Genomic DNA, 25,472 nt, shown 5'->3' on the forward strand with positions numbered 1-25,472 from the left:
TAATAATGAACAAATTTAATTCAAGGCTTGGCTTTATTCTTACAGCAGTAGGATCAGCTGTAGGTATGGCCAACGTATGGGGCTTTCCCTATAAGCTTCAAGAAGGAGGACTGTTTTTCTTAATAGTCTACATATTCTTTATAGCACTCTTTTCCTATGTAGGCCTTACTAGCGAGTTTGCCATAGGAAGAATCGCCGAAGCAGGCACAATCGGCTCTTACGAGAAAGCCTTCGCCTCATCAGGCAAGAATCCCAAATTAGGAAGGGCCATATCAATCCTTCCCCTAATAGGCTTAGTCCTCCTTACCATAGGCTATGCAGTTGTAGTTGCCTATATATTTAAGGCCCTCTTTGACTCCGTAACAGGAAGCCTAATGACAAGTGATGTAAATATATGGTATAAGAATTTATCTGAAAGAGCATATTCTATCTGGCCATTTCATCTTTTAGTAATTATTTTTACACTCATAAATTGCCTAGGTTCAGCTAAGACGCTAGAAAAATCAAGCAAATTTATGATGCCAGCCTTCTTTATCCTCTTTATAGTAATAGCTATTAAAATCCTAACCCTTCCAAATGCCCTAGAAGGTTATAAATATATGTTTAGAATTGATAATAGTAAGATTAATATAGGAAATGTAGTATCTGCTATGGGCCAAGCCTTCTTCTCCCTATCTATAACAGGTTCTGCCATGATGATTTGTGGGGCCTATCTTCATAAGGGAGAAGACATAGTCTATTCATCAAAAATGACAGGCCTTCTAGATACCATAGCAGCCCTAGTTGCAGCCTTCGTAATGATACCATCAATAATAGTATTCTCTATGGATCAAGCTGGTGGCCCTGGCCTACTTTTCCAAGTCTTGCCAACTATCCTACAAAACATTGAAGGCGGAAGGCTTTTTGCCATAATATTATATCTAGCAGTTTTATTTGCAGGTATCTCATCCCTACAAATAATGTTTGAAGTAGTAGTAGAATCCCTTACTTATGTATTTAAAAAACTTGATAGAAAAGTAGTCCTATTTTCTATAGCAAGCCTCGTCTTTCTAGTAGGGGTAAATATGGAAAAAATTAGCGATTGGGGTCCATTCATGGACATAATATCAATCTACATTATCCCTATAGGAGCTATGATTGGTGCTATTACTTGGTTTTATATCTTAGACAAAAAGGCCCTAATAGATGAAGTAAACTCAGGAGCTAGCAAAAAGTATGGAGAAGTTTGGTATAAAATCGGAAAATATCTCTATACTCCACTAGTAGTTGTCATTTGTATCTTGACTATAATCATGTAAGTGAATTTATAACAATAAGTTGCTTTTGCAGAATGAATAAATCATATGATATCATTAGAAAACTCTACGGAAGAATAATAGGTCGCTGGCCATAGCAAACGGCAAGGAGAGCTAAAATTTCCAAAGAGAATCTTTAAATGATGGACGATGCTATTTAAAATTCTGCAAGAGCGTTTTTTATATAAAATCTTAAATCTGGGTAAATAAAAAAAGTATAAGGTGGCTTGATTAGAAGCTTTAGCTAGCTTTTGGAAAAAAACTTATAAAAATTTTTTTAATAAAGACTTTACTTATTTAAAGTTTGCGATATAATACTAACATGCTTTAAAGCGACAAACTTTTTAAAGCTCAAGGAGTAATTATGAATAAATTTAATTCGAAAATTGGTTTTATTTTGACGGCAGTTGGTTCTGCTGTCGGTATGGCGAACGTCTGGGGCTTTCCATACAAGTTCCAACAAGGTGGACTAGTATTTTTACTATCATATTTGGTCTTTATAGTAATATTTTCTTATGTGGGTCTATCTAGTGAGTTTGCTGTTGGTAGGCTTGCTGGTACTGGAACCCTTGGGGCCTACTATAAATCATTTAAGAGTAAAAATAAAGATACAGTTATAGGAAAATACATAGGCTTTATTCCTCTTTTGGGATCTTTGCTAATAGCAGTTGGCTATGCTGTAATAGTTTCTTATGTATGCAAGGCTCTTTTCGATTCACTTACTGGAGAGTTGATGCTTGCGGATACAAGCACATGGTTTGATAGCTTTTCCCAAAAATCATACTCGGTTGTATTCTTCCACTTTTTTGTAATAGCTATAACTTTAATAACTTGTATAGGTGGGGCAAGCACAATCGAGAAGTCTAACAAATTTATGATGCCAACATTCTTTATACTTTTTGTAGTCCTAGCTATAAAGATACTTAGTCTTGAAGGTTCCTTGGAAGGTTACAAGTACATGTTTAGATTTGATAGCCAAGCCTTGAATATAAACACTGTTGTTCAAGCTATGGGTCAAGCCTTTTTCTCTCTTTCTGTAACAGGATCAGGAATGATAGTTTGTGGGGCCTACCTAAACAAAGATGAGGATATTGTATCTTCATCAAAGACAACAGGTTTACTCGATACAATAGCAGCCCTACTTGCTTCATGTGTTATAATTCCAGCTATAATGGTTTACAAAATGGATCAAGCAGGTGGTCCTGGACTCTTATTTCAAGTCTTGCCAAAAATCTTACAAGATATGTTCTTGGGTAGACTTTTTGCTATTATTTTATACTTAGCAGTAATCCTTGCAGGTATCTCATCACTTCAAAATATGTTTGAGGTTGTAGCAGAGTCATTAATGTACAGATACCCAAAGATTAAGAGAAATATCGCCTTGATTGTAATTGGAATATTTGTATTTGGTATTGGGGTAAATATGGAAATGATTAGTCAATGGGGTCCATTTATGGACATCATTTCAATATACATCATCCCAATAGGAGCATCTATAGGAGCTGTAACTTGGTTTTACATCTTGGCAAAAGATAAGCTCGTAGGAGAAATTAACCTTGGCGCAAGCAAAAAATATGGAGATAATTGGTATAAGGTAGGAAAATACATCTACACACCAATAGCAATAATTCTATGCTTGATTGCCTTGATATTTAAGGTTTCTTTCTAAAAATAAGTTTTAATTCAAAATAGCTAGCAGCTTCGTGCCGCTAGCTATTTTTGCTTAGAGCTTTCATTTTAATAAAAACCTAACTTATCTTTTGAAGAGTCTATTATTATATTTTTAACTTGACTATAAGCGTCAAGGGCTAGTTTATCAGTTTCCCTACCTATACCAGAATCCTTATAGCCACCGAATGGGGCACCTGCTGGGAATTGGTTGTATGTGTTAACCCAAATCCTTCCTGTTTGAAGAGCGTTTGAGACTTTCATTATCCTATACATATCATTAGAATAAATTCCTCCGCCTAGACCGTAGTGGGAGTCATTTGCCATTCTTATTACATCATCTTCATCCTTAAATTTCTTTATTATAACAACTGGTCCAAAAATTTCTTCTTTGTAGGCTTCGTTATCTTCGGAAACATCAGCAAGGATTGTAGGAGCATAGAAGGCACCCTTATCAAGGCCATTTTCTGTAAGCCTTTTGCCTCCAGTTAGGATTTTTCCGCCAGCTTCAACAGCCTTATCTACGAAGGATTGAATTACAGGAATTCTTTTTTCATCTCTTAAAGCTCCCATTTGTGTTGATGGGTCAAGGGGATCTCCGACTTTTACCTTCTCGAAAGCTTTTACTAACTTGTCTACAAATTCATCATAGATACTTTCTTGGATGAAAAGCCTTGAACCTGCTGAGCAAACCTCACCTTGGTTAAATAAAATACCAACTTGGGCACCCTCTAGGGCCTTTTCGATATCACAATCATCAAAGATAATGTGAGCAGACTTGCCACCTAGCTCTAGGGTAGAAGGGATGAGATTTTCTGCGGCAGAAATACCTATATGGCGACCTACACTAGTTGAGCCTGTAAAGGCAAGCTTATCTAAGCCCTTGTGATGTTGGAGGTATTCTCCAGTTTTTGAACCCTTACCACTTACTACATTGATAAGGCCCTTTGGAAGAAGGTCTTCAATTATTCTAATCATCTCCAAAAGTCCTATAGATGTGTTTGATGAAGGGGAGATGACAATGGTGTTTCCACCAGCTATGGCTGGAGCCAGTTTCCAAGCTGCCATTAGGAGAGGGAAGTTCCAAGGAATCATTTGACCTACAACCCCAAGAGGCTCTCTTTTTCTAATTGAAATAAATCTTCCTTGGAGTTTTGAAATCTCATCCTCATCACATCTTATCAAAGAAGCGAAATACCTAAAGTGATCTACTACCCAAGGAAGGTCAACAGTCTTTGTTTCTCTAATAGCCTTACCATTATCCATACTTTCAATTTCTGCTAGATAATCAAGATTTTCTTCAATCCTATCTGCTAAATTGAATAAAAGCTTGGCTCTTTCTTCCTTAGACCATGATCCATATTCGCCTTCAAAACATAATCTGGCAGCTTCAATAGCCTTATCTACATCTTCATTATTTGCTGTAGCAAACTCTGAGATTTTTTCTCCGTTAGCTGGGTTAATGGCATCAAGATACTCGCCTGATGTTGGTTTTACCCATTCTCCATTTATATATAATTCGTATCTATCTTTAATACTCATTAGTAACTCCTTTATTTTCTATCATTACCTTCTTTATTTTACCCAGCTAGGATAGTTAATAAACATTTATTTACTGTGCAGCAATAAAATCTAAAGGGGAATATTGGCAATGATAAGTGAAGTTTAGATGACATGAACATTTTTATGAGAAATTTTATCTATAAAAATAGACCCAGGCTTTAGCCCAGGTCTAAGCTTATATATTATTTATTTCTTGGGTTTTCAATTGAAGCTTGAGCTGCTGCAAGTTTTGCAATTGGAACTCTGTAAGGAGAACATGAAACATAGTCAAGACCTACACCATATAGGTATTTTACTGTGCTTGGTTCACCACCGTGTTCACCACAGATACCAACATGAAGTTTTGGATTTGCCTTTCTTCCATTTTTAACGGCATGTTCTACTAGGAAGCCTACACCCTTTTGGTCGAGAACTTGGAAAGGATCTTTTTGGAAGATGTCTTTATCAATATAGGCTGGCAAGAACTTGCCTGCGTCATCTCTTGATAGACCAAAGGTCATTTGTGTAAGGTCATTTGTACCGAAGCTGAAGAAGTCTGTTACTTCTGCGATTTCGTCTGCTGTTATTGCAGCTCTAGGAATTTCTATCATAGTACCTAATAGGTAGTCGATTTTCTTTCCTTTTTCTTCAAATACTTTTTCTATTTCTTCTTTTACAGTTTCTTTTACTCTTGAAAGTTCCACAACATCGCTTGATAGTGGAATCATGATTTCTGGAACAACATTAATTCCGTCTTCATGGCAGTGGATAGCAGCTTGGATTATTGCACGAGCTTGCATCCTAGCTATTTCTGGATAGATGATTGCAAGTCTTAGGCCTCTGAAACCAAGCATTGGGTTTACTTCTTGAAGTTCTGCTATTCTTTCCTTAACTCTTGCTGGTTGGATATTTAATTCAAGGGCGAGATCTTTTATTTCATTTTCACCCTTTGGAAGGAATTCGTGAAGAGGTGGGTCAAGAAGTCTAACTGTAACTGGTCTTTCTTTCATAAGTGAGTAAATTTGATAGAAGTCATCTTCTTGCATAGGAAGAATTTTCTCTAGGGCAGATTCTCTAGTTTCAAGATCGCTTGCTAGGATCATCTTTCTTACTTGGAAGATTCTATCTTCTTTAAAGAACATATGCTCAGTTCTACATAAACCAATTCCTTCTGCACCAAAATCTAGGGCATGCTCTACATCCCTTGGTGTATCAGCGTTTGTTCTAACCTTCATATCTCTAAATTTGTCAACCCAACTCATAAAAGTACCGAAAGCACCGTGCAATTGTGGTGGTTGAGTTTCAAGACCGCCAGCATATATTGCCCCTGTTGATCCGTCAATGGAGATGACATCTTCACCAGTTAGGACTAAATTACCGATTCTTACTGTATGTTCATATTCATCTACGTGAAGCTCACCTGCACCTGCAACACAGCATTTACCCATACCTCTTGCAACTACGGCAGCATGGCTTGTCATTCCTCCACGAGCTGTTAGGATACCCTTAGCTGTTACCATACCCTCAAGGTCTTCTGGGGAAGTTTCTTCACGAACAAGTATTACTGCTTCGCCTTCACCAGCTCTTTTTGCAGCTTCTTTGGCAGAGAAAGCTATCTTACCAACAGCAGCTCCAGGAGATGCAGCAAGTCCCTTTGCTACAGCCTTATTATTTTCTACAGCTTCTTTTGTAAAAGTAGGGTGGAGAAGACCGTCTAAGTCTTTTGGATTAACTCTTAGTACAGCTTCTTTCTCATCTATTAGGCCTTCCTTAACTAAATCTACTGCAACTTGTACTGCAGCTTGGGCAGTTCTCTTACCATTTCTAGTTTGAAGGAGGAAGAGTTTACCATCTTGGATAGTAAATTCCATATCTTGCATATCTTTGTAATGAGCTTCAAGTTTTTCTGATGTATCGAAGAATTCCTTATATACTTCTGGCATAGCATCAGCTAGGGTTTGGATTTCTTGAGGAGTCCTTACACCTGCAACAACGTCTTCACCTTGGGCATTGATTAGGTATTCACCAAATAGTTTATTCTCACCTGTAGCAGGGTTTCTAGAAAAGGCTACACCAGTTCCTGAAGTATCTCCCATATTACCAAATACCATTGATTGAACGTTAACTGCAGTACCCATTGCATCGTCTATATCGTTTAGCTTTCTATATAGGATTGCTCTTTCATTACCCCAAGATCTAAATACAGCTGCGATTGCAAGATCAAGTTGTTTTCTAGGTTCTTGAGGGAAGTCAACTCCCATTAGCTCTTTATATTTTGCCTTATATTCTTCAACAAGTTCTTTTAGGTCATTTGCATCAAGTTCTGTATCAAGCTTAACGCCCTTAGCTTCTTTTTTAGCTGTAAGAAGTTTTTCAAAATTATTTTTATCAAGTTCCATAGCAACGTCAGAAAACATTTGGATGAAACGTCTATAAGAATCATAGGCAAATCTTTCGTTATCAGTCTTCTTAGCAAGCCCTATTACAGCATCATCGTTAAGGCCAAGATTTAGGATAGTATCCATCATACCAGGCATGGAGATAGGAGCTCCTGATCTAACTGAAACAAGGAGTGGATCTTCTGTTGAGCCAAAGGTTTTGTTGTTTGCTTTTTCCAAGTCTTTGATGTGTTCACTAACTTCTTTGTTTAAATCTTCCCAAAGTTTCTTATCTTCTTTGTAAAATCTGGTACAAGCCTCAGTAGTAATTGTAAAACCGTAAGGTACTCTAATACCAAGATTGGTCATTTCTGCGAGGTTTGCACCCTTACCGCCCAAGAGGGCTCTCATTGACATGTCACCTTCATTAAAGTTGTAAACGTATTTGTTTGTCATTTTCCTTTCCTTTCCAATAACTTATTTTTGTACAGATAATTGATAATTATATCTGAAGTTTCCTCAATTGACCTGTAAGTAACATCAATCCTAAAACAGCCCAAATCTTTCATCAAATCGTTTGCATATACAAGCTCATCTTCAATCCTTTTCATGCTTGAATATATAGAATCGTTGGATAATTTCAAAAATCTAAGCCTTTCATTTCTAATGCTCTTTAGTCTATCCTTATCTATAGTAAGGCCTATAATACGCTTGGGATCGATTTCAAATAACTCTCGAGGAGCCTTTGAATCCACTATCAGCGGTATATTTGATACCCTAAAGCCCTTACTAGCAAGATACATAGATAGGGGAGTCTTCGATGATCTGGAAACTCCGATAATAGCTATATCACAAAATTTTAACCCCCTGAAGTCAGCTCCGTCATCGAATTTGATAGCAAAATCTAGGGCATCTAAACGTCTGAAATGTTCTGAGTCATAAGCATTAATAAACTTTGGATGTTCAATCGGCTTCTTATCAAATATCTTTGAGAGCTTGTTGATAGAATAGGCCATAAGATCTACTGTCTCTATCTCATGGGTTTGGGTAAAATTTTTAATATAAGCACTCATCTTAGAATCTTGGAAAGAGTGATAGATTATTATATTGTTGGTATCTATGCTAGATAAAATATCAGAAAGTCTGTCTAGATCTCTAATTTGTGATTTGATTATAATCCTACAATCAAAATCAAATTGGCTCAAAGAGAGATTGACTATTTCTGATATAGCAAGACCTGCTGTATCTGAAATAATATAAATGTCCAAATTATTTTCACTCCTTTACGTGATCCTAGCTATATTATATCAAATTTTTTCTAATATGAAAACTTTTCCATAACTTTTTTATAAAAGCTTTAAAAACAGGGAGTATACTCATGAAAAGACTTGTAATTGTGCAAATTTATAAAATAATATGTAAATTACTAGGAGGACTTACTTGCTAAAATCCTTATCATTAGTTTTTAGTTAAATTGACAAAAGCTCTTATTAAAATATAATAATGGCAATAAAGAAACAATAAAAGAGGAGTAGAAGGGGACTTCTTTCAGAGAGGAAATGTTTGGTGGAAATTTCTAGAATGAAGCTTTGAAGGTTGCTTTTGTAAATGTTTCATGTCGCACGCATTTGTGCAAAGAGAGTCTTATTTAAGAAAATTAGGTGGTAACGCGATCATTCGTCCTATGTCGTTATCGCCTTTTTTATTTGTTAAAGGAGTTTTTTATGGATACAAAATATAATCCAAGTCAATTTGAAAAAGAAATATATGAAAAATGGGAAAAAGGCGGTTATTTTAAAGCAAGAGTTAATCCTGACAAGAAGCCTTTTTCTATAGTTATGCCACCACCAAATGTAACAGGCTACCTCCACTTAGGTCATGCCCTAAACAATACCATCCAAGATATTATAATTCGTTATAAAAGACTTGCTGGCTTTGAAGCCTTATGGATACCTGGCACAGACCACGCTTCTATTTCTACCGAAAGTAAGGTAGTTGAAAAGATTGCAGGTGAAGGAAAAACTAAACAAGATCTCGGCCGTGAAGGGTTTTTGGAAGAAGCCTGGGATTGGACTCATAAATATGGAGGAAGAATTAAGGAACAACTTCGTACGATCGGTGTATCTTGCGATTGGGACCACGATTCTTTTACCATGGATGAAAATCTTACAAGAGCTGTAAAGAAAGTCTTCAAGAAAATGTATGACGATGGCTATATTTATAGGGGAGATAGGATAGTAAACTGGGATCCTTTGGCAGAAACTGCAATCTCCGATGCTGAAGTATATCACGAAGACCAAGTTGGCCATTTATGGTATATCAAATACTTCTTCGAAGATAGTGATGACTTTGTAACAATAGCTACAACAAGACCAGAAACCATGCTAGGAGATTTGGCAGTAGCAGTCAATCCAGAAGACCCACGTTTTAAAGATAAAATAGGTAAGAATTTAATTCTTCCCCTAGTTGGTAGGAAAATCCCCCTAATTGAGGATTCTTATGTAGATATGGAATATGGTACAGGACTCGTTAAGATTACTCCATCACACGACCCTAACGACTTTGAAGTAGGAGAAAGACACAAGCTGGGTCAATGTGTAGTATTAGATTCTAAAGCTCACATAGTAGAAGGATATGGCAAGTATTCTGGTATGGATCGTTACGAGGCTCGTAAGGAAATGGTAAAAGACCTAGAAGATTTGGGTCAACTTGTAAAAATCGAAGAAATCGAGCATGCTGTCGGCTTTTCCGAAAGAAGCCATGTTGTAATTGAGCCTCTTATCTCTAAACAATGGTTTGTTAAGATGGATGACTTTGCAAAAATGTGCATAGAAGCCTATGACAAGGGAGAAGTTAAATTAATTCCTGATAGCTTATCAAAAACCTACATGAACTGGCTAAATAATATTAGGGACTGGACAATTTCCCGTCAATTGTGGTGGGGACACAGACTTCCTGTTTTCTATACAGATGATGGAGAAGTCATTGTATCAGAAGATGAGCCAGATGAAAATGGTATGCTTAATGGAATCCATGTAACCCAAGATGAAGATACCCTAGATACATGGTTCTCATCAGCCCTCTGGCCTTTTGCAACCCTAGGCTGGCCAAATGAAAATGAAGAATATGATTATTTCTTCCCAACAGATATACTCGTAACAGGTTATGATATAATCTTCTTCTGGGTAATAAGGATGATATTCTCATCAGTTTATAACACAGGCGAAGTTCCATTTAGCCATGTCTTATTTACAGGTCTTATTAGAGATTCTCAAGGTAGAAAGATGAGCAAATCTCTTGGAAACGGAGTAGACCCAATTGATGTAGTAAATGAATATGGAGCAGATGCCCTAAGATTTACCCTAATTACAGGTAACTCCCCTGGAAATGATATGCGTTATGATGAAAAGAGAATCCTTGCAAGCAGAAACTTTGCTAACAAATTGTGGAATGCTTCAAGATTTGTCCTAATGAATATCGAAGATGGGGATGATCTTGAATTTACTGGAGAAAATCTAGAGCTTGAGGATAAGTGGATACTCAAAAGACTTAACGACGTTATAGTTGACGTTACTAAGAATCTCGAAAAATACGAAATAGGTCTTGCAGCAGATAGGATAGAGGACTTCATCTGGAATGAATATTGCGATTGGTATATAGAATTTGCCAAGATTAGACTTTACGGAGATGACAAAGAAGCTAAGAAAAATGTAAAGAAAGTCCTTCTTTATGTTTTAAAGAATATGCTAATTCTCCTTCATCCATTTATGCCTTTCATAACAGAAGAAATTTACGCATCCCTTCCAAACAAGAAGGACCTATTAATAGTAGAAGCTTGGCCAGAATTTAAGGAAGAGTTTAACTTTGTAAACGAAGAAAACAACGTAAACTCAGTAATAGAAGCTATTACTTCCATAAGAAATCAAAGATCTAGCCTAAATGTTCCTGCAAAGACCAAACAAAAGTTAACTATCCTTGTAGAAGATAAGGCTAATATTTCTCTTATAGAAGAAATCAAAGACCAATTTGTAAATCTCGCTAGTGCAAGCGAAGTTTGTGTTATGGCAAAAGAAGCTAATGATTCAACCAAGGAAGAAGGCCTTGTAAGACTTGTCTTCAATGAATTTTCAGTTTTGATGAGCCTAGATGAATTAGTTGATTACGAAAAAGAAAGACAAAGACTAAAAGATGAAATCAAACGCCTAGAAGGTGAAATAAAAAGAGCAAGCGGTAAGCTTTCAAACAAGGGTTTCGTAGAAAAAGCACCAGAAGCAGTTGTAAACGAAGAACGTGAGAAACTAAAAGCCTACCAAGACTTACTAGAAAAAACTAAGGCATCTTACGAAGAAATCAAGGATAAATAATGTACGATGAATTTTCCTATATCTATGATAAACTTAGCTTTGATATAGAATATGAAAAATATGCTTCAAATATCAAAGGATTGTGTGAGAAAAATCACATAAAAAAGGAAAATATGCTAGAGCTTGCAGCAGGCTCTGGCATGTTGACCAGATTTTTCTTTGGTGATTTCAAAAATATAGACGCCCTAGACCTATCAAGCGATATGCTTAATGTCTTTGCCGAAAAATATGACCAAGCCAATGTCAATCTCATTCATTATGATATGGTGGATTTCTGTAATGAAAATTTCTATGACCTTATAGTTATCCTCCTTGATTCCATAAACTACCTTACTGAGGAAGGGGACTTGGAAAAATTATTGAGAAATTCTTATAGGAACCTCAAAAAGGGTGGACTTTTGGTCTTTGATATCAATTCAGTCTACAAGATGAGAGAAATTTTCGGCTCTAACTGCTATGTCTATGAGTATGAAGATATTTTCTATACTTGGGACAATTACTTGGAAGATGACCTAGTTGATATGCATCTTGATTTTTTCATAGAAAATGAAGATGGGTCCTATAGGAGGGTCAGAGAATTTCAGCAAGAAAGAGTCTATGAAATAGATGAAGTGTTAAAATTTGCAAGAGAAGCTGGCTTTAAGGATATAGAAATTTTTGATGAGGACGATATGGAAGAAGTGAAGGATGATAGTCTTAGAATACTTTTTTCCCTAAAAAAGGAGTAGGATGAATAAAGGAGAAGTGAAACTTTTTGACAACAAAAGAGGTTTTGGATTTATCAAATGGTCAGGAGATGACCTTTTCGTCCACTTTACTGATATAGAAGCAGATGACGAATATAAAAAACTCTTTGCAGGTCAAAAGGTGGAATTTGAAATAAAACAAGCCCCTAGGGGGCCCCAGGCAATAAGAGTAAAGATAATAGAAGATTAAAAAAACAGCTTGAGAAACGAAGGGATTTCTCAAGCTGCTTTTATTTTACAAGCTTATAATCGTAAAGGCTAACTCCATCAGCTATATAGATATAGACAAAGCCTACTGATTTAAGGGATAGACTTGCAATCTCAGCCCTGGAATTTGACCTACAATAAAGGACGGTTGGCTTATCCTTATTTATCATATCCAAATGTTCTAGAATTTCATCATAGGGGATATTTATAGCGCTTTCGACATGACCCTCGTCGTATTCTTCCTTAGTTCTTACGTCTATTATATCGAAATTATCTTTATTTCTTTCGAGGTCCTCACCGGACATTATCTTACTAAACATAAAGCCTCCTTTTTTTTCATTATACCAACTAATAACTTTCATAAAAGATATAGTACAATATAAGAAATAGGAGGCAAAGATGAAAATTTTAATAACGGCTTTTGATCCCTTTGGAGGTGAAAAAATCAATCCAGCCCTAGAAGTTATTAAGGGTCTTGATGATAATATAGAATCATGCCAGCTAATAAAGTTAGAAATACCGACAGTTTTTGGCAAGGCTGAAGAAGTCATTGAAAGAAAAATTAAGGAAGTTAGACCAGATGTAATACTTTCTCTGGGTCAGGCAGGTGGAAGAAGTGACATAAGCGTAGAAAGGGTCGCTATTAATATTGATGATGCGAAAATTTCTGATAATGAAGGAAATATGCTCATAGATGAAAAAATAAGAGAGGATGGCGATACGGCTTATTTTGCAACTATTCCCATTAAAGCTATTGTGGAAGAGATAAGGAAAGAAAAATTACCAGCCTCAATCTCAAATACGGCTGGGACCTTTCTTTGTAATCATGTTATGTACCAAGACCTCTATTTGGCAAAAAAATATGGCAATATGAGGGCAGGTTTTATACACATACCCTTTCTTCCAGATCAAGTTTTGGATAAGAAGGATACTGCTTCAATGAATCTTGATGATATGCTAAGGGCAATAAGGGCTGCTATTAGGGCTATCATAAAATACGAAGATAAGCAAGACCTAAAAATAAGCGGAGGAGCTTGCCATTAGTAGCCTCAACAAAATAAGAATTTGAATTATAGGCCTTGTAATTTAAGGGAGGAATTTATGAAATATATAGCAATAGTTTTAATTATCTTACTTTTGCCACAACTTTATTATTATATAAAGGATAAGCGCCACGAAGCAATTGACGATGGGAGCAAATTTTACAAAAAAATTGAAGTAAAGTCTATTGAAAATTATAGAGAATTTTACCTAACTGGAGCTGATGGTTTTGATATTTTTGTAAGAGAATTAGAAAAGGAAAGGCCAAAAGGCATAGTCCAATTAGTTCATGGGATGAGTGAGCATGGAGGAAACTACATGGACTTTGCAAAATTCTTAAATGATAAGGGTTATGTAGTTATAGTCCATGATCACAGGGGCCATGGTAGATCACTTAGCGAGTCCTATCCTAAAGGCCATATGAAAAGGGCAAGCGAGCTAGTAGGAGATACTGTCCTCGTAAGTAGCTATGTAAAATTGAAATATCCCAGTCTTCCCCTATATATGTTAGGTCATTCTATGGGCTCTATGACGGCTAGGGTTTATTTGCAAAGATATGATAGGATGATTGATAAATTAATCCTAACTGGTACGCCAGTCCAAGATCCTTTGGCAGGTCTACTTGTGTTTTTCTTAAATATAGTTAACTTCTATACAGGATCATATAGGAGGGCAAATCTGATTAACCACTTAGTGGGAAATTCTGATGCGAGTCTCGATTTTATTTCTTATAATGAGGAAAATAGGCAAAAGAAATACAAGGATCCCCTAAGAATCTTTAGCTTTACTATGGGCTATACCAAAGTTCTTGTTGAAATTAACAAAAAGCTTTCACAAAAATCAAAATACAAGGTCAAAAACCCTAATCTTCCTATCTATAACCTAACAGGGGAGGATGATATAATAACCAAGGGCTCTAAGGGAATAGAAAAATCCCTAAGCCTACTCAAATCCCTAGGATACAAAAATATCAAAAGCAAAAGTTACCAAAATATGCGCCATGAAATTTTAAATGAAGATGAAAAAGAAATGGTTTATTGGGACATTTTAGGAATTTTAGAAGATTAAAAATTAAATTTTCGGGTATATATTAAGTGGTTAGAAAAGAAAGGAAGTTATTATGACTGAAAAGAAAGATATAAAAAAATCTGAAGAAGAAAAAAATACAAAAAATGGTGAATATTGCGGTATAGAAGAATTTAATGGTAAAAAATTCAATACATGCAAGGGTGAAGAAATAGTTGAGGATGGATATAAGAATCCAGACAAATAGAATCAATAAGACTTGATGGGGTTTTTGGCCCTTCAAGTCTTTTGCTTTGATAAATATTATATATTAATGAACAATTATATAAATTTATAGGTGGTAGAATATGAAAAATGGAAATAAAGTTGTACTAATTGGTGATGGTTTTGTTGGAAGCTCCTATGCCTTTTCATTGATAAATTCGGGACTTGCCACAGAACTTGCTATTATAGATATTAGAAAAGATAAGGAACTTGCAGATGTCAATGATTTGTTGGATGCAACAGTTTTGACTTCATCTGCTACTATTGTAAAAAGAGGAACTTATGAAGATTGCAAAGACTGTGACCTTGTTGTTCTTGCTTATGGTAACAGCCAAAAAAATCTAAAAAATAGACTTGATGATATAAAAATTGCAAGCGAGATGGTCTTAGATACTATTCCTAAGGTCGTTGAAGCAGGCTATAAGGGAGTAATCCTACTAGCTACAAATCCTGTCGATGTTATAGCAAGAGTAGTAAGGGAAGTATCAGATTTTCCTTATGAAAAAATAGTTGGAACAGGAACAAGTCTCGATACAGCAAGATTTGCCCAATATCTAGCAGTAGAAACAGGCTTCAATGTAAGCGATATTAATGCCTATGTAATAGGCGAACATGGCAATTCTTCTGTGGCAGTTTGGTCTAATGCTAACATAAATGGTATAGCCATAGATAAGTTTATAAAAAATATTGACGACTCTTATAAGGATAAGGTTGGAGATTTGATTAGGGATAAGGCCTTTAGGATAATTAAGGGTAAGGGAGCTACACATTTTGGCATAGCAAACTGCCTATTAGCCTTCACTAGGGCAATCCTTCTTGATGAAAAGAAAGTCCTTATGGCTTCTGCCTATCTAAGGGGTGAATATAAAAATGAGGGTCTTTATACAGGAGTTCCTACTGTAATTGGCAAAAATGGTGCAGAAAAAATTTTGGAGATGCCAATTGATGATAGGGAACAGAAAATGTTTGACGCCTCATGTAAGGCTTTGAAAGAAAATTTTCTTTTGGCAGATTTAGGGTATAATAAATAATGAACAAAATAAAAGGAGGAAATTATGAAAATTTCAGCAAGAAATACAATTAAGGGTAAAGTAGTAGAAGTTGTTGAGGGTGCTGTTAACGGAATTGTTAAAATTGACATCGGAAACGGAACTATCATCACATCATCTATCACAAACAACGCTATCGAAGAACTTGGTCTTGAAAAAGGTAAAGAAGCTTATGCAGTAATCAAGGCAAGCAACGTTATGGTAGCTGTTGACTAATTTTTAAATATAAGAATAGACGAGCTAGACTTAAAGTCAGGCTCGTCTTTTTTTGCTAGGCTATTATTATTATCCAAAAGGATAAAAAAACTTATTCGAAATCACTTAGGTAGTCATGATTATTTATCATTTCACTTAGGACTACCTCGTCAGTCTTCTTCATCCCGTACTTGGCTATTCTTGCTACAGTTTCAATAGTTTTATCTATATCTTCTTTTACTATTCCATCTCCACTTCTAAAGGAGTTGTTTGTCTTAGCCTGTATATAGGCAAGGCTTGCATTTCTAAGACTTGAAGCAATTTTCATAGCACATGATGATTTAGCACCATCGCAGATTATACCAGAATTTACTGCAAGGGCGTTAGTTATAGTTTCTTCTATTATCTTCCTATCTTCTTTGTTGATGAAGGCGATTGAAGAGATAACAGCAGCAGAGGCTGAAACTACTCCACAATAAGCAGAAAGCTTGCCTATTTCATTTTTTATATAAAGAGCGATTAAATTTGAGAAAATCAAAGCCCTATACAAGTCATCATCAGAAAAACCCTTGTCTTTGGCATATAGGATTATGGGAACTGAAGTTGTTATACCTTGATTGCCCGAACCAGAATTGATTATAACTGGTAGCTCGCAACCGTCCATTCTAGCATCAGAGCCTGCAGCAGCGAAGGCTACAAGTTTTTCGTAGTAGTTGGATGGGTTATTAGATAGGATTAATTTTCCAATATTTGCACCCCAATCGTTTGATAGACCAGCTGAGGCTATGGCTTGGTTGTAAGAAATTTGCCTATCTAGGACATCTTTTATATCTGCATAGTCGCAAGTTTTTGCAAAGTCGTAGACCTTATCGAAAGAAAATTCCAAATCCTGCTTTTGATTTTCATTATTTTCTTTGGAAAAAATTAGCTCATCATTTTTTCTGATTTCTGTGATATTGGTATGGCTAGCAGTAATTACTACTGAAGCCTTATCTGTTTTATTTTTGCAAATTATCTCTACAAAAACTCCATCCTTATCTTTAACTAGATTGAGCTTAACTCTTCCTTCTTCGATAAATTTATCGCACTTATCTAATTGTGACTTATCTATATTAGAAAGGACTTCGAGTTTCTTAGAGGCCTTGCCAAGGAAGGCTCCAGCAACAATGGATATCTCAATTCCCTTTCTTCCATCAGTTCCTGGAACTGTAACCGCCTTGGCGTTTTTTATTATATTACTAGATAGATTAGCAATAATTTCATCTGGATTACTTCCAAGGGTTTCTCTTGCCTTGGCAGCGGCATAGGCTATAGCTATAGGCTCTGTACAACCTGTGGCAGGGATTAGCTCATCTCTTATGATTTTCTTAAAATCTGTCATACTAAACTCTTGCCTCTTTTGGTACCTTATTTAATAGACCTGTAACCATTAAGGCTATGGCCCCATCTCCTGTTATGTTGCAAGCTGTACCAAAAGAATCTTGGAGAGCAAAGATAGAAAGTATTAGGGCAGTTCCTGTTGAATCAAAGCCAAGAACTGAAGTAATAAGACCGAGGGAGGCCATAACAGTACCTCCAGGAACTCCAGGCGCACCAATTGCAAAAATTCCAAGTAGGATTATAAATAAAATCATATTTCCAGTGTTTGGAAGTTTTCCATAAAGGACTTGGCTTACGATCATTACGAAAAATGCTTCAGTAAGAACAGATCCGCAAAGGTGGGTGTTTGAACAAAGGGAAACTACAAAATCCCTTATCTTTGGATCTAAGGTTTTGGCTTTGGCAGAACACTGTAGACAAACAGATAGGGTTGCAGCAGAAGACATAGTACCTAGGGCTGTAACATAAGCAGGTGGATAGTGCTTTAAGACTTCCATAGGATTGGTCTTAGAGAAAATTCCGCCAAGGCTGTAAAGGAGAGCAAGCCATATATAATGACCCATTATTACCAAGATTATAACCTTGATAAAGACAGGAAATTGGCTAAGAATGACTCCTTCATAACTAAGTTCTGCAAAAGTTGATGCTATATAAACAGGTAAGATTCTTATAATTACCCTGTTAACTATCTCTAGGACCATATTGTTAAATTCTTTCAATAAATTCGCCCAATTTTCTGACTTAGTCCAGATAACAGCAAGACCGAAAAGTATTGAAGTAACGAGTGCTGTCATTACTGGCATTATGGATGGAATCTCCAGTTTAAATAGGATTTCTGGAAGCTTCCTACCAGCTTCGCTTGCACTTACAATATTAAGATGAGGAATAATCATCTTACCAGATAAAAATGAAAACAAAGCTGCTCCAACAGATGAAAGATAGCAAATGATTAGGGTTAGAGATAATACCTTGCCAGCACTCTCATTAAGCGAAACAATCGCAGGTGTGATAAAGGCAAGGATTATGATAGGGACTATATAATTGATAAGATTACTTAGGATAGTCTTTATTGTAGAAATAACTTGCATCATTCCTTCATTAGAAATATTTCCTAAAAATATACCGATTATAATTGCTATAACAAGTTTGAAAAGTAAGGAATTAAATATAGATTTTTTTGCTTTTATATCAGTCATATGTACCTCCTAATAAAAAAATTCCTAATTTGATTATAATATATAGAAATTTTTGGGTCAAATTTGAACTAGGAGTAAAGAAAAATAAGTAAGCCCTATAGGAAAATATATAGGTATCCACATAAAAACTGTGCAAATTTATGGTATACTCTTCTATAAGATGATAAGAAAGTAGGAGGGAGAAGCAAAATCATGTCTAACAAAAGTGTTGTCTTGAGAAATGTAACAAAAAGCTATGATGACGAACTTGTCCTAAAGACAGTAGACCTAGAGCTAGAGAAGGGGAAATTTTATACTCTCTTGGGGCCATCGGGTTGTGGCAAGACTACGATTTTAAATATAATAGCAGGCTTTGTCGAACAGACCAGTGGAGATGTATTCATCAATGGAGAAAATGTAAACAAGACCCCAGCCAACAAGAGGAAGGTAAATACAGTTTTTCAAAACTATTCTCTATTTCCCCATATGAATGTCTACGATAATGTAGCCTTTGGTTTAAATATAAAAAAAGTTGATAAGAAAACTATCAAACAAGAAGTAAAGAAGGCCTTGGATATGGTAAATCTTTCAGGCTTTGAGAATAGGAAGATTTCGCAAATGTCTGGTGGACAAAGGCAAAGAGTTGCCATAGCAAGGGCTATTGTTAATAGACCGGATGTTTTGCTTCTTGATGAACCCCTATCTGCCCTCGATATGAAACTTAGAAAATCTATGCAGGTCCTTCTTTCTAATATCCAATGGGAACTTGGCATAACCTTCGTCTTTGTAACCCACGATCAAGAAGAAGCCCTAGCCCTATCTGACGAAATTTTCGTTATGGATAAGGGTGAGATTGTTCAATCTGGATCTCCTATAGATATTTATGATGAGCCGATTAATAGATATGTAGCAGAATTTATTGGTGAATCAAATATCCTCGATGCAGTAATGAAGGATGATTATCTTGTAGAATTTTCTAATAAAATCTTTGAGTGTGAAGATGCTGGTATAGCCAAAGGCGAGAAGGTAGAAGTTGTAATTAGACCTGAGGATATCGAGGTTTCTAAGTCAAAAGATGCTGACATTAAGGCAACTGTCGATAATGTCTTGTTTAGGGGGGTCTTTAATGAATTAATCTGCTTCGATGAAGATAATTTTAGGTGGAAAATACATACGACCAAGAGATTTGAAGAGGGGGATGTCATTGGTATATCAATTGATCCTGGCGACATTCATGTAATGAGATTTAACGAATCAGAAGATGATTTCGATAAGAGGATAGAGATGTATTCTTTGGAGGATGATGATGAATAGAAAATATAAGGCCCTATCAAGTATATATTATTTGTGGATACTTCTATTTATCATCGCTCCTATAGCCATGCTTCTCTACCAATCATTTTTTGATATATATGGCTCTTTCACCCTTGCTAATTATATTTCCTATTTTACATCTGGAAATTATGTGAAAATGACCCTAAATTCCTTCCTTACAGCCTTTCTCATAACAATAACGACCCTTTTTTTGGCATATCCCTTTGCCTATTTTCTTTGTTCAAGCAAGAACAAGGAAATATTCCTCCTCCTAGTTACCCTACCAACTTGGATTAACCTACTATTAAAGGCTTACGCCTTTATTGGTTTGCTTAGCAAGCAGGGGACTATTGCGAAATTTTTGGGCCTTGCAAGCCAGGGGATTCTTTTTACTAATCCAGCCTTCGTCTTGGTAGCTTCCTACGTCGAGCTTCCCTTTATGATCCTTCCGATTTTTAGGGCCCTCGATTCCATACCAAAGGAATATTTAATAGCAAGTGAGGATTTGGGAGCTAGTAAGTGGCAGACTTTTACAAAGATTATCTTTCCCTTGTCCATGGATGGGGTAATAGCGGGAAGTCAAGCAGTTTTTATTCCTTCCCTATCACTTTTCTTGATTACTAGAATTATAGGAGGAAATAAGATTATAACCCTTGGAACCGCTGTCGAAGAGCATTATCTAGTTACCCAAAACTGGGGGATGGGAGCGACCATTGGTTTAGTTTTAATAGTCTTGATGTTTGTGGTAATGAGCATACTTAATACTAGAAAGGATATTAAATGATGAAAAAAGGATTTAAAATATCAAATCTATATCTATTATTTATCTTTGTCCTCTTGTATCTACCTATAATCTATCTGATATTTTATTCCTTTAACAGTGGAGTAAGCATGAATTCCTTTGATGGATTTTCTATTAATCATTATAGGGAAGTTTTTAGGGATACAAGACTTTGGGTTATTGTCATAAACACCCTTATCCTAGGTCTCCTTTCTTCACTAATTGCAACAGTTATAGGCACAATAGGAGCCCTCGCTATCTATTATCTAAAAAATGACAGGATGAGAAAAAGAGTTCTTAATTTTAACTCCGTCCTTATGGTTATGCCAGATGTAATGATGGGGGCAAGCTTTTTGGTACTTTTTACTTTTTTGCTAAAGATACCTATGGGCTTTATGACAGTCCTTCTTTCTCATATAGCCTTTTCTATACCGATTGTAGTATTGATGGTTCTACCAAGACTCTACGCCCTAAACGAGTCTATGATTCTTGCGGCAGAAGACTTGGGAGCAAGCGATTTTACAATACTAAATAAGATAATATTGCCCAATATTACAGGAGGAGTTCTTACGGGATTTTTTATGGCTCTTACCTATTCCCTTGACGACTTCGCTGTAACATTTTTCGTTACAGGAGCAGGATTTTCTACTCTTTCTGTAGAAATTTACTCTAGGGTTAGGGCAGGGATTTCTCTTGAGATAAATGCCCTATCAACTTTGATGTTTCTAGTATCCTTCTTCTTAGTCCTTATATATTATTTTATAAGTGAGAGAGAGAAAAAGCTTACAGATAGGAGGGCTATTGATGAATAAAGTTTATAAATTTTTTCTAACGAGTATTTGTGCCATAGGCCTCCTATTAGTCCTAAGGACTTTCTTAACATCATCTAGGGCTACGGCCGATAATAAGACCCTATATTTTTACAATTGGGGAGATTATATTGACCCAGACCTTATAGATAAATTTGAAAAAGAGACAGGATATAAAATTGTAACAGAAACCTTCGATTCCAATGAGGCTATGATTGCGAAAATCAAACAGAACTCAACTAATTTCGATATTTGTATTCCTAGTGAGTATGCTGTTGAGATGATGAGAGATCAGGGGCTTCTTAAAAAACTTGACCACAAAAAAATCGTGGGTCTTGATAATATAGATAAGAGATTTCTAAATCTCGCCTATGACCCAGAAAATGAATACTCTATTCCATATCTTTGGGGAAGCTTTGGCATAATTTATAACACCAAAAAATACAAGGCTGAGGATTTTTCTTCTTGGAAAAACTTGTGGGATCCGAAATTTAAGGGAGAGATACTAAGCTTTGATGGTGCAAGAGAAACCCTAGGTATAGGTCTACTTACTGATAATTTAAGCTTAAACACCTGTGATAAGGATAAGCTTGTAAGAGTTAGTAATGAACTAGTAGGCTATATGGCAAATGTAAGGGCGATTTTAGCTGATGAGATTAGGATGTATATGGCTCTTGGAGAAGCTAATGTTGGTATCACATTTTCTGGAGATGCAGCAAGTGCAATTGCCTCCAATCCAGACCTTGCCTATGCTATACCAAAAGAAGGATCAAACATTTGGTTTGATAGCATGGTAATACCAAAGACAAGCAAGAATACCGAGGCAGCCTACGCCTTTATCAACTTCATGCTAAGAGCTGAAAATGCTGCCCAAAATGCTGAATATATTTCCTATGCGACACCAAACAAAAAAGCCCTAGCCTTAATTGATCCTGCTATGAGAAATAACAAGACCCTATATCCCAACGGTGATGTGATTGATAGACTTGAAGTTTTTAAGGCTCTTGATAAGCAAACAACTATACTTTACAATGACCTCTTTCTAGATCTAAAAATTTCACCAAAGGCTAAGGAAGATAACTAAAAGAGATGAAAAAATTATAAATCTAAGAGAAGACTTCTTAATTAAGAGATTAAGATAAGCTAAATGAATTTGCTTACTCTAACAAGTTATTTCTCTAGAGGGGATAATATTAAGATAAAAAATTATCAAATAAATTTAACCAATACTTGAAATAAATATTAGTTATGTTACAATTATTGCAAGAAGAGTATTTTTAGTCAGCAAATTTAAACTTCGTAAGGTAAGTATGATTTACTTTGCAAAACAATGCTGATATAATATAATTTCTGAGTAGTTATTACTCAAATTGTAGAGATATAAAATATCTGGTGAGGAGAGCGATATGATAGATTATGAAATGCATATAGCATTTTCAACAACGAAAGCTTCTAAGGCATTAAATGATTCTTTCAATAATGTCGTCTTAAAATATGGGGTTACAAGAAGCCAATGTGTAGCAATGTATTACATAAACCTTGCTAAGGCAATTGGACAAAAAGAGTTGGCAGAAAAGATGAATATCAGAGAGTCAACCATGACAGGTCTTCTTGATAGGATGCAAAGAGATGGTCTCATAGACAGAAAACTTGATGACGAAGATATGAGAAAAAAGACAATTTCTCTTTCAAAAAAAGGATATGAGAAGCTTGATGAGCTTATCGTAGTTGCAGATGATTTTATAAGTAACGCAGTCAAAGATTTAAAAGAAGAAGACATCGATGTCTTTAAAAAGGTCCTCAAATCCATGGTAAAATCTACCTTAGAATGGGAAGAAAGAATGTTAAAGTCAATCTAGCCTAGGCGGTTGGCTTTTTTTTTATTGGCAAAAATCAGCCTTATAATTTTTTTTGGGTAAAATGGTAATAAGAGGTGATTATTTGTTAAGTATAGTAAATGAACTTCCCCTTGATGGAATTTATGATATAAGAAGCATGAGGGGAGGAGATGTGAATGATGCCTACAAAGTTTATACAGACCAAGGTCCATATTTTCTCCTTGTAAAAAAGGATGGAGATATAAATTTCTTTCAGGGTGAAATTGAGGGCCTAAAGCTTTTTGAAAAGTACGGGGTCAATGCTCCAAGACTTATAGATTTTGGTTTAATCAGTGAAGGAGCCTACTTGCTTTTAACTTTCCTAGAAGAAGGAAGGCCAGCTGATCAAAGTAAGCTTGCTAGAGAAGTTTTAAAGATTCATGCTATCGAAAGCCCCAAAAACAAGTTTGGTTTTGAATATGCTTATAAGGGCTCTGCTATTAGCTTTTCCAACGATTTTAGGAACACTTGGAAGGAAGTTTTCCTGGAAGAGAGATTAGATAAATTAAGTAGAAGTCTTTCTGACAAAAAAATTTTTACCAAAGATGATTTGTCTAAGTATGAAAAACTTAGAAAGATAATAAATAAGTATTTGTATGAGCACGAAAGTAAGCCAGTCCTAGTCCATGGAGATTTGTGGCCAGGTAATTTCATGTTTGATAGTCATGGCGAGGCCTATCTTTTCGATCCATCTCCACTTTATGGGGATAGGGAGTTTGATTTAGGCATATCCACTGTATTTTCTGGTTTTAATGATGATTTCTACAAAACATACATGGAGGATTTGCCAAAAGATAAGGATTTGAGTCTAAGGCTGGAGTTTTATAGATTATATATGTTCATGATCCATCTTGATAAGTTTGGCAATATTTATAGGCCAGAGTTTGACCTATCAATGGATAAGATTTTTGCTAATGCTAAGTAATTGAGGAGCTATTATGAGAATTGTCGATATTATTGAAAAGAAAAAAGATAAAAAGGAATTGAGTGATGAAGAAATTCAATTTTGGATTGATGGTGTAGTTGATGGTTCGATAAAGGACTACCAAACATCAGCCCTCCTAATGGCTATAGCCCTTAATGGTATGAATGATAGGGAAACGACCAAGCTTGCCCATGCCATGATGAAGTCGGGTGATGTTTTGGACTTATCTTCTATCGAAGGAATAAAGGCAGATAAACATTCTACTGGAGGAGTAGGTGATAAGACGACCCTTGCCCTAAGTCCAATGGTTGCTGCTTGCGGAGTAAAAATTGCCAAGATGAGCGGCAGGGCTCTGGGTCATACGGGAGGAACTATTGATAAGCTAGAATCAATCCAAGGCTTTAGGACAGATATTAGCCAAGAAGATTTTATAAAACAAGTAAAAGAGATAGGTCTTGCCCTAGTTGGTCAATCTGGCCATCTCGTTCCTGCCGATAAGAAGCTCTATGCCCTAAGAGATGTAACAGCAACAGTTGATTCTATTCCTCTAATAGCTTCATCAATAATGTCCAAAAAGCTCGCCTCAGGCTCAGATACAATTCTTCTTGATGTAAAATATGGCGAGGGAGCCTTCATGTCGACAGTATCAGATGCTAGAAAGCTTGCTGAAACTATGATAAAAATAGGCAAGGCCCTTGGTAGAAACACCATGGCCATTATCACAGATATGAACCAACCTCTAGGAAATACCATCGGCAATGCCCTCGAAGTAAGAGAGGCAATAGAAACTGTTAGGGGTCATGGTGCAGAAGACTTTAAGGAACTTTGTATGGGGGCAGGAGAAATTATCTTAGTTCAGGCGAAAGTCGCAAAGACAAAAGATGAAGCAAGAAGCCTCCTAGAAGAGGCCATAAATTCTGGCAGAGCCTTTGAGAAATTAAAAGAAATGGTAGCTTACCAAAAGGGAAATGTCAATCAAATTGAAAATCCAGACCTACTTCCTAAGGCAAAATATGTAAGCGAAATAAAGTCAAAGGGAGAAGGCTACCTAGCTGATATCCATGCTTTAGGCCTAGGCCTTTGTGCTATGAAATTAGGAGCAGGTAGAAAGAAAAAAGAAGATGAAATAAATTATGCAGTAGGCTTGGACCTCAAAAAGAAAAGGGGAGATTTTGTTAAAAAAGGCGAGACCCTTTGCCTAGTCCACCATGATTATCCACTAGAAGATGACTGGCTTAACGATTTCTACGCTTGCTTTAGCTATGCTGACAAAAAAATTGAGAAAAGACCAATTATAGAGGAAATTATCTCATAGAAAATAGTTTTATAATGCAAATAAACTTGACTAAGACGAAAGTGCCAAGAAGGTTGAGCTTATTTGCATATTTTTTATTCTCAAAAATTTCATAAGCAGTATAATGAAAGGAAGAAGACTT

General features: G+C 35.9%; 23 protein-coding genes. 17 read left to right on the forward strand and 6 right to left on the reverse strand.

Annotated features, from left to right (window positions below; translation table 11 throughout):
- The first annotated feature begins 5 nt into the window (after positions 1–5).
- Together P6936_RS04505 and P6936_RS04510 are read left to right on the forward strand one after the other, a co-directional pair.
- On the forward strand, positions 6–1,298 hold the full coding sequence (locus P6936_RS04505) for a sodium-dependent transporter (protein WP_276880967.1): 1,293 nt from the start codon (positions 6–8) through the stop codon (positions 1,296–1,298).
- A 361-nt stretch (positions 1,299–1,659) separates the two neighbouring features.
- The gene (locus P6936_RS04510) at positions 1,660–2,964 is read left to right on the forward strand and encodes a sodium-dependent transporter (RefSeq protein WP_004836389.1); all 1,305 of its coding nucleotides are present in this window, start codon (positions 1,660–1,662) and stop codon (positions 2,962–2,964) included.
- A gap of 68 nt (positions 2,965–3,032) precedes the next feature.
- Here P6936_RS04510 and P6936_RS04515 read toward each other — a convergent pair whose 3' ends face one another.
- From P6936_RS04515 to P6936_RS04525, 3 genes are all read right to left on the reverse strand, one after another.
- A complete protein-coding gene (locus P6936_RS04515) occupies positions 3,033–4,505 on the reverse strand; it encodes an aldehyde dehydrogenase family protein (protein WP_004836387.1) in 1,473 nt (490 codons plus the stop codon).
- Between the two features lie 203 nt (positions 4,506–4,708).
- Positions 4,709–7,339, reverse strand: a complete 2,631-nt coding sequence (gene ppdK / locus P6936_RS04520; protein ID WP_004836385.1) for a pyruvate, phosphate dikinase — start codon at positions 7,337–7,339, stop codon at positions 4,709–4,711.
- Positions 7,336–8,151: a pyruvate, water dikinase regulatory protein gene (locus tag P6936_RS04525; protein WP_004836384.1), complete on the reverse strand. Its 816-nt coding sequence runs from the start codon at positions 8,149–8,151 to the stop codon at positions 7,336–7,338. Before P6936_RS04525 ends, ppdK begins: the two co-directional genes overlap by 4 nt.
- Before the next feature lie 456 nt (positions 8,152–8,607).
- Between P6936_RS04525 and P6936_RS04530 the strand changes: the two genes are divergently transcribed.
- Genes P6936_RS04530 through P6936_RS04540 form a run of 3 tightly spaced genes read left to right on the forward strand, consistent with a single transcriptional unit; the run spans position 8,608 to position 12,183 of the window.
- Entirely contained in the window at positions 8,608–11,247 is a 2,640-nt protein-coding gene (locus P6936_RS04530; protein WP_004836382.1) for a valine--tRNA ligase, read from the forward strand.
- Positions 11,247–11,975, forward strand: coding sequence for a class I SAM-dependent DNA methyltransferase (locus tag P6936_RS04535; RefSeq protein ID WP_004836381.1), 729 nt, complete (start codon positions 11,247–11,249; stop codon positions 11,973–11,975). Before P6936_RS04530 ends, P6936_RS04535 begins: the two co-directional genes overlap by 1 nt.
- Position 11,976: 1 nt before the next feature.
- Positions 11,977–12,183 carry a cold-shock protein gene (locus P6936_RS04540; RefSeq protein ID WP_276880968.1) on the forward strand — a complete coding sequence of 69 codons (207 nt, stop codon included), beginning with the start codon at positions 11,977–11,979 and terminating at the stop codon, positions 12,181–12,183.
- A 40-nt stretch (positions 12,184–12,223) separates the two neighbouring features.
- Here P6936_RS04540 and P6936_RS04545 read toward each other — a convergent pair whose 3' ends face one another.
- Positions 12,224–12,520 carry a rhodanese-like domain-containing protein gene (locus tag P6936_RS04545; protein ID WP_040349266.1) on the reverse strand — a complete coding sequence of 99 codons (297 nt, stop codon included), beginning with the start codon at positions 12,518–12,520 and terminating at the stop codon, positions 12,224–12,226.
- A gap of 79 nt (positions 12,521–12,599) precedes the next feature.
- Between P6936_RS04545 and pcp the strand changes: the two genes are divergently transcribed.
- The 5 genes from pcp (at position 12,600) to P6936_RS04570 (ending at position 15,796) form a co-directional block, all read left to right on the forward strand.
- The gene (gene pcp, locus P6936_RS04550) at positions 12,600–13,244 is read left to right on the forward strand and encodes a pyroglutamyl-peptidase I (RefSeq protein ID WP_276862726.1); all 645 of its coding nucleotides are present in this window, start codon (positions 12,600–12,602) and stop codon (positions 13,242–13,244) included.
- Positions 13,245–13,301: 57 nt separating this feature from the next.
- Positions 13,302–14,309, forward strand: a complete 1,008-nt coding sequence (locus P6936_RS04555) for an alpha/beta fold hydrolase (RefSeq protein ID WP_276880969.1) — start codon at positions 13,302–13,304, stop codon at positions 14,307–14,309.
- A gap of 52 nt (positions 14,310–14,361) precedes the next feature.
- The gene (locus P6936_RS04560) at positions 14,362–14,514 is read left to right on the forward strand and encodes a hypothetical protein (protein ID WP_004836375.1); all 153 of its coding nucleotides are present in this window, start codon (positions 14,362–14,364) and stop codon (positions 14,512–14,514) included.
- A 100-nt stretch (positions 14,515–14,614) separates the two neighbouring features.
- Complete coding sequence (locus P6936_RS04565; protein WP_276880970.1) at positions 14,615–15,562, forward strand: L-lactate dehydrogenase; 948 nt, start codon at positions 14,615–14,617, stop codon at positions 15,560–15,562.
- A gap of 24 nt (positions 15,563–15,586) precedes the next feature.
- Positions 15,587–15,796: a TOBE domain-containing protein gene (locus tag P6936_RS04570; protein WP_004836372.1), complete on the forward strand. Its 210-nt coding sequence runs from the start codon at positions 15,587–15,589 to the stop codon at positions 15,794–15,796.
- Positions 15,797–15,887: 91 nt separating this feature from the next.
- Here the strand turns inward: P6936_RS04570 and P6936_RS04575 are convergent, their stop codons facing one another.
- The gene (locus P6936_RS04575; RefSeq protein ID WP_004836371.1) at positions 15,888–17,156 is read right to left on the reverse strand and encodes a serine dehydratase subunit alpha family protein; all 1,269 of its coding nucleotides are present in this window, start codon (positions 17,154–17,156) and stop codon (positions 15,888–15,890) included.
- A 1-nt stretch (position 17,157) separates the two neighbouring features.
- Positions 17,158–18,351, reverse strand: a complete 1,194-nt coding sequence (locus tag P6936_RS04580; protein ID WP_276880971.1) for a dicarboxylate/amino acid:cation symporter — start codon at positions 18,349–18,351, stop codon at positions 17,158–17,160.
- A 192-nt stretch (positions 18,352–18,543) separates the two neighbouring features.
- Between P6936_RS04580 and P6936_RS04585 the strand changes: the two genes are divergently transcribed.
- The 7 genes from P6936_RS04585 (at position 18,544) to P6936_RS04615 (ending at position 25,351) form a co-directional block, all read left to right on the forward strand.
- The gene (locus tag P6936_RS04585; RefSeq protein ID WP_004836367.1) at positions 18,544–19,644 is read left to right on the forward strand and encodes an ABC transporter ATP-binding protein; all 1,101 of its coding nucleotides are present in this window, start codon (positions 18,544–18,546) and stop codon (positions 19,642–19,644) included.
- On the forward strand, positions 19,637–20,428 hold the full coding sequence (locus P6936_RS04590; RefSeq protein WP_276880972.1) for an ABC transporter permease: 792 nt from the start codon (positions 19,637–19,639) through the stop codon (positions 20,426–20,428). Before P6936_RS04585 ends, P6936_RS04590 begins: the two co-directional genes overlap by 8 nt.
- Positions 20,425–21,237: an ABC transporter permease gene (locus P6936_RS04595; protein ID WP_060928794.1), complete on the forward strand. Its 813-nt coding sequence runs from the start codon at positions 20,425–20,427 to the stop codon at positions 21,235–21,237. The genes P6936_RS04590 and P6936_RS04595 overlap by 4 nt, the downstream gene beginning before the upstream one ends.
- A complete protein-coding gene (locus P6936_RS04600; RefSeq protein ID WP_276880973.1) occupies positions 21,230–22,318 on the forward strand; it encodes an ABC transporter substrate-binding protein in 1,089 nt (362 codons plus the stop codon). Before P6936_RS04595 ends, P6936_RS04600 begins: the two co-directional genes overlap by 8 nt.
- 322 nt (positions 22,319–22,640) lie before the next feature.
- Positions 22,641–23,093, forward strand: coding sequence for a MarR family winged helix-turn-helix transcriptional regulator (locus tag P6936_RS04605; RefSeq protein WP_276880974.1), 453 nt, complete (start codon positions 22,641–22,643; stop codon positions 23,091–23,093).
- 82 nt (positions 23,094–23,175) lie between these two features.
- Positions 23,176–24,036, forward strand: coding sequence for a fructosamine kinase family protein (locus tag P6936_RS04610; RefSeq protein WP_276880975.1), 861 nt, complete (start codon positions 23,176–23,178; stop codon positions 24,034–24,036).
- 13 nt (positions 24,037–24,049) lie between these two features.
- Positions 24,050–25,351 (forward strand): pyrimidine-nucleoside phosphorylase, encoded by a 1,302-nt coding sequence (locus P6936_RS04615; protein WP_276880976.1) that lies wholly within the window; start codon positions 24,050–24,052, stop codon positions 25,349–25,351.
- Positions 25,352–25,472 lie beyond the last annotated feature (121 nt).

Origin of the sequence: Anaerococcus tetradius (assembly GCF_947087635.1) — a bacterium.
Lineage (GTDB): Bacteria > Bacillota > Clostridia > Tissierellales > Peptoniphilaceae > Anaerococcus > Anaerococcus tetradius.

Bases quoted from the DNA above. Each gene is read 5' to 3' on its own strand.
- P6936_RS04505 (WP_276880967.1), top strand. From the start codon at position 6: ATGAACAAATTTAATTCAAGGCTTGGCTTTATTCTTACAGCAGTAGGA.
- P6936_RS04510 (WP_004836389.1), top strand. From the start codon at position 1,660: ATGAATAAATTTAATTCGAAAATTGGTTTTATTTTGACGGCAGTTGGT.
- P6936_RS04515 (WP_004836387.1), bottom strand. From the start codon at position 4,505: ATGAGTATTAAAGATAGATACGAATTATATATAAATGGAGAATGGGTA.
- ppdK (WP_004836385.1), bottom strand. From the start codon at position 7,339: ATGACAAACAAATACGTTTACAACTTTAATGAAGGTGACATGTCAATG.
- P6936_RS04530 (WP_004836382.1), top strand. From the start codon at position 8,608: ATGGATACAAAATATAATCCAAGTCAATTTGAAAAAGAAATATATGAA.
- P6936_RS04535 (WP_004836381.1), top strand. From the start codon at position 11,247: ATGTACGATGAATTTTCCTATATCTATGATAAACTTAGCTTTGATATA.
- P6936_RS04540 (WP_276880968.1), top strand. From the start codon at position 11,977: ATGAATAAAGGAGAAGTGAAACTTTTTGACAACAAAAGAGGTTTTGGA.
- P6936_RS04545 (WP_040349266.1), bottom strand. From the start codon at position 12,520: ATGTTTAGTAAGATAATGTCCGGTGAGGACCTCGAAAGAAATAAAGAT.
- pcp (WP_276862726.1), top strand. From the start codon at position 12,600: ATGAAAATTTTAATAACGGCTTTTGATCCCTTTGGAGGTGAAAAAATC.
- P6936_RS04555 (WP_276880969.1), top strand. From the start codon at position 13,302: ATGAAATATATAGCAATAGTTTTAATTATCTTACTTTTGCCACAACTT.
- P6936_RS04560 (WP_004836375.1), top strand. From the start codon at position 14,362: ATGACTGAAAAGAAAGATATAAAAAAATCTGAAGAAGAAAAAAATACA.
- P6936_RS04565 (WP_276880970.1), top strand. From the start codon at position 14,615: ATGAAAAATGGAAATAAAGTTGTACTAATTGGTGATGGTTTTGTTGGA.
- P6936_RS04570 (WP_004836372.1), top strand. From the start codon at position 15,587: ATGAAAATTTCAGCAAGAAATACAATTAAGGGTAAAGTAGTAGAAGTT.
- P6936_RS04575 (WP_004836371.1), bottom strand. From the start codon at position 17,156: ATGACAGATTTTAAGAAAATCATAAGAGATGAGCTAATCCCTGCCACA.
- P6936_RS04580 (WP_276880971.1), bottom strand. From the start codon at position 18,351: ATGACTGATATAAAAGCAAAAAAATCTATATTTAATTCCTTACTTTTC.
- P6936_RS04585 (WP_004836367.1), top strand. From the start codon at position 18,544: ATGTCTAACAAAAGTGTTGTCTTGAGAAATGTAACAAAAAGCTATGAT.
- P6936_RS04590 (WP_276880972.1), top strand. From the start codon at position 19,637: ATGAATAGAAAATATAAGGCCCTATCAAGTATATATTATTTGTGGATA.
- P6936_RS04595 (WP_060928794.1), top strand. From the start codon at position 20,425: ATGATGAAAAAAGGATTTAAAATATCAAATCTATATCTATTATTTATC.
- P6936_RS04600 (WP_276880973.1), top strand. From the start codon at position 21,230: ATGAATAAAGTTTATAAATTTTTTCTAACGAGTATTTGTGCCATAGGC.
- P6936_RS04605 (WP_276880974.1), top strand. From the start codon at position 22,641: ATGATAGATTATGAAATGCATATAGCATTTTCAACAACGAAAGCTTCT.
- P6936_RS04615 (WP_276880976.1), top strand. From the start codon at position 24,050: ATGAGAATTGTCGATATTATTGAAAAGAAAAAAGATAAAAAGGAATTG.